5 protein-coding genes are annotated in these 6,000 nt (G+C 71.3%); 2 read left to right on the top strand and 3 right to left on the bottom strand.

The features are described from left to right. Positions 1-195: 195 nt before the first annotated feature. The gene (locus VFV67_RS22795) at positions 196-1,035 is read left to right on the top strand and encodes a PhzF family phenazine biosynthesis protein (RefSeq protein WP_326472647.1); all 840 of its coding nucleotides are present in this window, start codon (positions 196-198) and stop codon (positions 1,033-1,035) included. Here VFV67_RS22795 and VFV67_RS22790 read toward each other — a convergent pair. Together VFV67_RS22790 and VFV67_RS22785 are read right to left on the bottom strand one after the other, a co-directional pair. Continuing rightward, on the bottom strand, positions 1,009-1,716 hold the full coding sequence (locus VFV67_RS22790; protein ID WP_326472646.1) for a hypothetical protein: 708 nt from the start codon (positions 1,714-1,716) through the stop codon (positions 1,009-1,011). The two genes, VFV67_RS22795 and VFV67_RS22790, sit on opposite strands and share 27 nt — an antisense overlap. Positions 1,717-1,918: 202 nt before the next feature. Further along, positions 1,919-5,140: a penicillin acylase family protein gene (locus VFV67_RS22785; RefSeq protein ID WP_326472645.1), complete on the bottom strand. Its 3,222-nt coding sequence runs from the start codon at positions 5,138-5,140 to the stop codon at positions 1,919-1,921. A gap of 109 nt (positions 5,141-5,249) precedes the next feature. Here VFV67_RS22785 and VFV67_RS22780 point away from each other — a divergent pair, with 109 nt between their 5' ends. Beyond that, the gene (locus VFV67_RS22780) at positions 5,250-5,711 is read left to right on the top strand and encodes an FxsA family protein (RefSeq protein ID WP_326472644.1); all 462 of its coding nucleotides are present in this window, start codon (positions 5,250-5,252) and stop codon (positions 5,709-5,711) included. 4 nt (positions 5,712-5,715) lie between these two features. Here VFV67_RS22780 and VFV67_RS22775 read toward each other — a convergent pair whose 3' ends face one another. Further along, entirely contained in the window at positions 5,716-5,943 is a 228-nt protein-coding gene (locus VFV67_RS22775; RefSeq protein ID WP_326472643.1) for a hypothetical protein, read from the bottom strand. Between the last annotated feature and the right edge of the window lie 57 nt (positions 5,944-6,000).

The raw sequence follows: 6,000 nt of genomic DNA, 5'->3' as shown, positions 1-6,000 counted from the left end.
GCGAGTGCCGGTTCCGGCCTGGCGAGTGCCGGTTCCGGTCCCCGGTTGGGATCACCGAGTTGCTGGTGTACCCGGGACGGCCCGGCGCCCGCGGCGCCGGGCCGCGCCGCAGGCGCGGCCGGCGTACGCGGGCCGGAATCGGCGACTCATCGACGCGGAGCCGGCAACTCGGCGGGCTGGTCGTAGGGTCGGGGTATGCGGATTCGGGTGGTTGATGCGTTCAGTGAGCGGGCGTTCGCGGGGAATCCGGCGGGGGTGTGCCTGCTGGGGCCGGACGGGTGGCCGGATGCCGGGTGGATGCAGCGGGTGGCGGCGGAGCTGAACCTTGCCGAGACGGCGTTCGCCTATCCGACACCGCTGGACGCCGACGCGGACTGGGGGTTGCGCTGGTTCACGCCGCTCGCCGAGGTCGACCTGTGCGGGCACGCGACGCTGGCGACGGCGCACGTTCTCGGCGAGGACACCGGGCAGAGCGGCACCGTGCGGTTCAGCAGCCGCAGCGGGGTGCTGGTGACCCACCGGGACGCGGACGGGGAGATCGTGCTGGACTTCCCGAGGGCCGAGGTGACCGAGCGGGATGTGCCGGACGGGTTTGCCGAGGCGTTGGGGGCCAAGCCGGAGGCGGTGTTCGGAACCGGGGCGCTGCGCGATCTGCTCGCGGTCCTCCCCGACGAGGCGGCCGTGCGGGGGCTGGAGCCGGACATGACCGCGCTGCTCAAGCAGGCGCGGCGGGACGGGCTTCGGGGTGTGATCGTGACGGCGCCGGCGACGAGCGGCGCGGAATATGACTACGTGTCCCGGTTCTTCGCGCCGGTGGTGGGGATTCCCGAGGATCCGGTGACCGGGAGCGCGCACACCGCGCTTGCGCCGTACTGGGCGCGGCGGTTGGGGCGGGACGGGCTGGTCGGGCTGCAGGCCTCGGCGCGCACCGGGTCGGTGCGGACCAGCGTGCACGGGGACCGGGTGCACCTGGCCGGGCGGGCGGTGACCGTACTCGACGGCACGCTGCTAGCCGGTGGGCTCGGCGGGAACTGAGACGGGCCGGCCGAAGCGGGATGGGCGGTGCGGCAGCACCTGGCTGGTGGTCAGCCGGGTGACCCACCCATGGTGCGCCTGGTCGCCGATCTCGACCTGCACCAGCCGGGCGAACCTGCGCTCGTCCAACCCGTGATACCCGTGCCGCACAACGGACTGGTAGAGCGGATCGGAGACCACGAGGATCAGCGGCTCCGCCGCGTCGCGCAGCGCGGTCTTCGCGGCCGGCGCGTCCAGCAACCGGAAGGTCAGGTCGATGGCCTCGCCGAAGCAGCCCCGCCGGTCATAGTTCACCTCGCCGGCGTGCACCGCGGCCCGCAGCCGGATCTGGTCCCGGCAGTTCGCGTTGTGCGCGGCCAGCAGGTCGTTGAGGATGGGAATGAAGCCCGTCAATAGCAGCGTCTTCGGCGCGTGGTCGACGGCCCGCACCAGGATGAACGCACCGTCACCCCTGTCCACCATTGGATCGCGGTGTTTCTCGGCTATTCCGCACGCATGCAGGGCCGTTTCGAGCAGGTCGTACATCACTGCGCGCAACCGCGCCTTGGCCGCGTCGGTGCGGGCCGTGGATCCTTCGATGTCGACCGCAACGATCGTGCGGTACACCGGGCACAGCCGCCGAATTTCCGCATCCCTTCCGTTGGCCCGCAGTGGATGCCAGGACTGTGGCGGCCTGGTCACCCGACTGAGCGCCGAAGGATGTCGGTGCCTTCCGGACGCTCGGGAAGTGCCGCGCGGTGGGGGTTGCTCGCCCTCTGTACGGTTCATTTTCGCCTGCCTCGCCTGTGGATTCCCGAACCAGGTGGCACGGTTCTGTCCATCCATCGGCCGGCGGTTCAACGCGGTTACCAAACCCGGAGAAGTGGGGTCTTTCGGCACATTCTCAGCGGGCATAAACCTCCAACTCCCACAACGAGTAACCGTAGCCGGTGGCACGCTGCGTGCCGGTCATCCGCACGAACCGTGCCGGTGTGGGGGCAAATGTCACGTTGTCCTCACCGCCGTTTCCGGCCGTGGTTGCCGCGACCGGCCGCCAGCTCGCGCCGTCGCCGGACACCTCGATCCGGTACGCCAGGCCGTATGCCGCCTCCCAGCGCAGGATCACCCGACTCACCGGCTGCGCCGCACCCAGGTCGACGGTGATCGACTGCGGGTCGCTGAACCGGCTGCCCCACCGGGTGGCCGGGTCGCCGTCGACGGCGTTGCGCGCCGGCAGCGAGTAGAACAGCCCGGACTCGGTGCTGGTCGCGCTGACCGGCCGGCCGAGCGCCAGGTTGGCGATGTTCTGGCCACGGTGCGCCGGGAACTGCACGGCCTGCTGGAAGGTCGGCCGGTTCACCCAGTGCATCCGGTCATGCGTGATGCCGCCGATCGGCTGGTGGATGATCGAGTCGTGGCAGAACTGGTCGCCCGCGGCGCAGTCCGCGTCGGCCGGGTAGGTCTCGGCCGGCGGTGCGGCGATCGCCGCACCGAGCGCGCCCAGCAGCGCGGTCCGGCACGCGGCCAGGTTTCCCGTGCCGTTCGCACTGCCGCAGAACACGTTGGGGAACCCGCCGGCCACCGGCTCACCGAGCACCCGGCGCAGATCCTTGTGCACGTAGCCGTACCAGCCGGACTGGAACGCCGAGCCGCGGTGCCCCGGCGCGTCGTGCAGGGTGAGCACGGACCGCAGCGCGCCGAACAGGTCCGCGCCGAGTCCGGGCTGGAACTGGGCGGCGACCAGCCGCGGCCACCAGGCGTCCATGATCCGGATGGCGTCGGCGTGGTCGTACCGGTTCACCCCGGGCGCGGGCGAGCGCCGGTGTGCGCCGGCCTGCTGCCACGCGGTGAGCGCCGCGACCGCCTGCTGCTGCGCCGGATCCGTGACCGGGGCGCTGTTCAACACCCGCAGCAGCAACGGAAGCACCTGCGCACCGCGCAGGTCGACGGTGGCCGCGTCCGCCATGGCGCTGACCAGGCCGGCCCGGGTGAACCGGCCGCCGCCGGCGATCACCGGCGCGATCCGGGAGTCCAGCGGCTGGCTGCGGTGCACGGCGCCGAAGCTGTAGTTGCCGTCCGCCGCGCTGTATCCGGGTGCCTGCTTGTTGTTCCAACTGGTCAGGTAGTCCTGGTCGACCACCTGCGGATGCTGGGCCAGGGGAATGTAGTTGGCATCGTTGCTGTCCGGGTTCCAGCCCGCCCACTCGTAGCGCTGCTCGCCCCTGGTCGGCAGGTGCGGGTCGGCGCCGGCCGCGCGCACCGGGTTGTCCCCGGAGTTGAAGTACGCGGTGTGCGCGGAGTCCACGTAGAACCAGTTGAACGCGAACCCGATCTTACTGGTGGCGTCGGCGAAGGTCTGCGGGGAGTCGACCCGGCCCGGATCGTTGAGCTGCTGGAAGCCCAGCGCGGAGTCGCCCTCGCGCAGGTAGGTCGAACGCAGCCGGGTGAACGCCACCGGCCGGCCGGACACGGTGCCGCGGTGGCTCACCAGGCCCAGCTTGGTGCGCTGGGCGACCAGCGTGTACGAGCCGGCCGGGGTGCTGTCGGCCAGGTTCGGCGTCCAGGAGTTGCGCTTGGACAGCACCTCGATCGGCAGGCACTGACCGCGGAAGAGGTAGTGCATCGAGTCCCTGGTCGGCGTGCCGCCGTTCGGCTCACACAGGTCCACCGCGTAGCTGTCGGTGATGTCCTGGCTGGCCGACGTGGCGCTCCACGAGTAGTCGACGCCGCGGCCGAGCAGCACATAGAAGCTGATGCCGGGGAACGCCGCGCCGCGCGAGCTGATCCCCGGACCCTGAAGTTCCTGGCGCAGCAGGATCTGCGGGGCGAAGTAACCGGTCTGCGGGCCGAACACGGCCACCGGGTTGCCGCTCTGGGTGTGCTGCCCGGAGACCACCAGCGCGTTGGACATGCTGCCGGTGCGGATGCCCGGGCCGAACACGCCACCGTCGAGCATGCCCGGCTTCAGGCCCTTGGCCCGGTCCGCCTCGGTCAGCGGCCGGGCCGGCGCCGGGGTGGTCGTGGTGCTGGAGTTCGGGGTGCCGTCCGGCGCGCCCCGGGTGGTCGCCGCGGCGCTCGGGTCGACCACCACCGGCTGCCGGGTGACGCTGCCCCTGTCCGGCAGCACCCGGCCGGCCGGGTTGTCCGGGGTCTGCAGGTACGGGAACGACTGTCCGTTGTGGACGGTGGTGGGCGCCTCGGGGTCGTTCTGCGACCGGAACGCCCGCCACATCTGGGTTCCGAGGCTGTCCCCGTACCGCGCCCTTGCCTCGATCAACGCCAGCGCGGACTCCACCTCGCCGCCACCGCCGCCGCCGAACAACCCACCGACCAGGCTGGCGATCGCCATCACGTCGCGCACGTTCCACGGCTGCGGGGTACGCCCGCCGATCGCCACGTACTCGCCGGGGTAGGCGACCGGAACGCTGGCGATGTAGGCGTTGATGCCGGCCACGTAGTTGCGGGTGTCCTCCTGCAGGGTCAGCCCGACCGCGCCGAACCGGGACGCCCGGTCGAACATGGCCTGGTAGTCGGCCTCGGTGTACGGCGCGATCTGCCACTGCTGCTGCTCGAACTCACGGTTTCCCTGCGCGCCACCGGCGAACGGGGTCAGCTCGCCACGGGCAACGTGCCGCAGGGCGTCCATCAGGAACAACCGGTCCGCCGCCGCGGCGAAGCCGGCGCCGAACATCGTGCCGGCCCGGGTGGTGCCCTGGATGTGCGGGACGCCGGTGGCCCGGTCCCGGGTGATGGTCACGTCGGACCGGGGCTGGCTGCGGCTCTCCACCTGGTCGGCGGGGACGCCGAAGGAGGCGTCGTTGTAGAAGTCGCCGATCCGCTCGTCGGTCAGGCCCTGGTAGCCCCAGACCAGGTTGTCGTAGGTGGCCCTGGTGTCCGAGGAATGCGGCGGGCGCAGGCCGAACAGCTGAAAGGCCAGCAGCTCGGCGAACGTGGCGTTGCCGTTCTGCCCGGGCGGCATGATGTCGTCGCACTGGCTCAGGCAGAAGTCGTTGGGTGCGAGCATGACCTGGGCCGGTGGCGCGGCGTTCGCGGGGGCCACGGCAACCAGCGTGGAGGTCAGGGCGACGGCGGGGACGATGCGTAGCAGCTGGCGGACACGGGACATGGCGTGCTCCGTTGCACTGTGAGGGGACCGCTACGCACAGCTAAACGTGAAAAAAGCTCGCTGTAAAGGCTCCGGGAGCAATTCGGGCCGGCCGTTCGTTGAACGGTACGTGCCGATCCTGTTGCTGCTCCTGCTCGCCACCTTCGTCGAGATCACCGTGCTGGTCCTGGTCGGCAACGCGATCGGGCTGCTGCCGACGATCCTGCTGCTGATCCTGGCCTCGGTGGCCGGGGTGTGGCTGCTGCGCCGGGAGGGCGCCCGCACGATCACCGCCTACCAGCGGGCGATGCGCGAGCGCCGGGTGCCGCACCGGGAGATGCTCGACGGGTTGCTGATCGCCGTCGCCGGGGTGCTGGTCATGGTGCCCGGCTTCGTCAGCGACGTGCTCGCCCTGGCCCTGCTGCTCCCGCCGGTCCGGGCCATGGTCACCCGGCGGCTGACCGCCGCGGCCGAGCGGCGGGTCCGGTCCGCCCGGCAGGGCGGCGCGATCGTGGTCGACTCGACCGTGGTGGACTCGACCGTGGTCGACCCGACCGTTCTCGACGGCGGCGAGATCGAACGGCGCGGTTAGCCGCTCAGTCCCAGACCGCCCGGTTCAGCCCGATCTGCTGGCGGGCGTCCAGCAGCAGGTCCACGTCCGGGTGCCGGGGCCTTCGGTAACAGATGCGCCGGATGTGGGCGTCGATGACGGCGACGGTGTCGACGTTGTAGGTGGCGCCGAAGTAGCCGTCCATGAGGAACGGCCCACGCTTGCGGGTCCGGTAGATGCAACCGGGTGGTTTCAAGCTGACATCAGTCCGCACCCGGTCACCATCACCGGCCCTCCGCCGGCCCCGCTTCATCCGGTCCGGGTGAACGCG

This window comes from Actinophytocola sp., assembly GCF_035762905.1.
GTDB lineage: Bacteria > Actinomycetota > Actinomycetes > Mycobacteriales > Pseudonocardiaceae > DASYTH01.
This window is presented reverse-complemented; position numbering and strand designations above follow the sequence as displayed.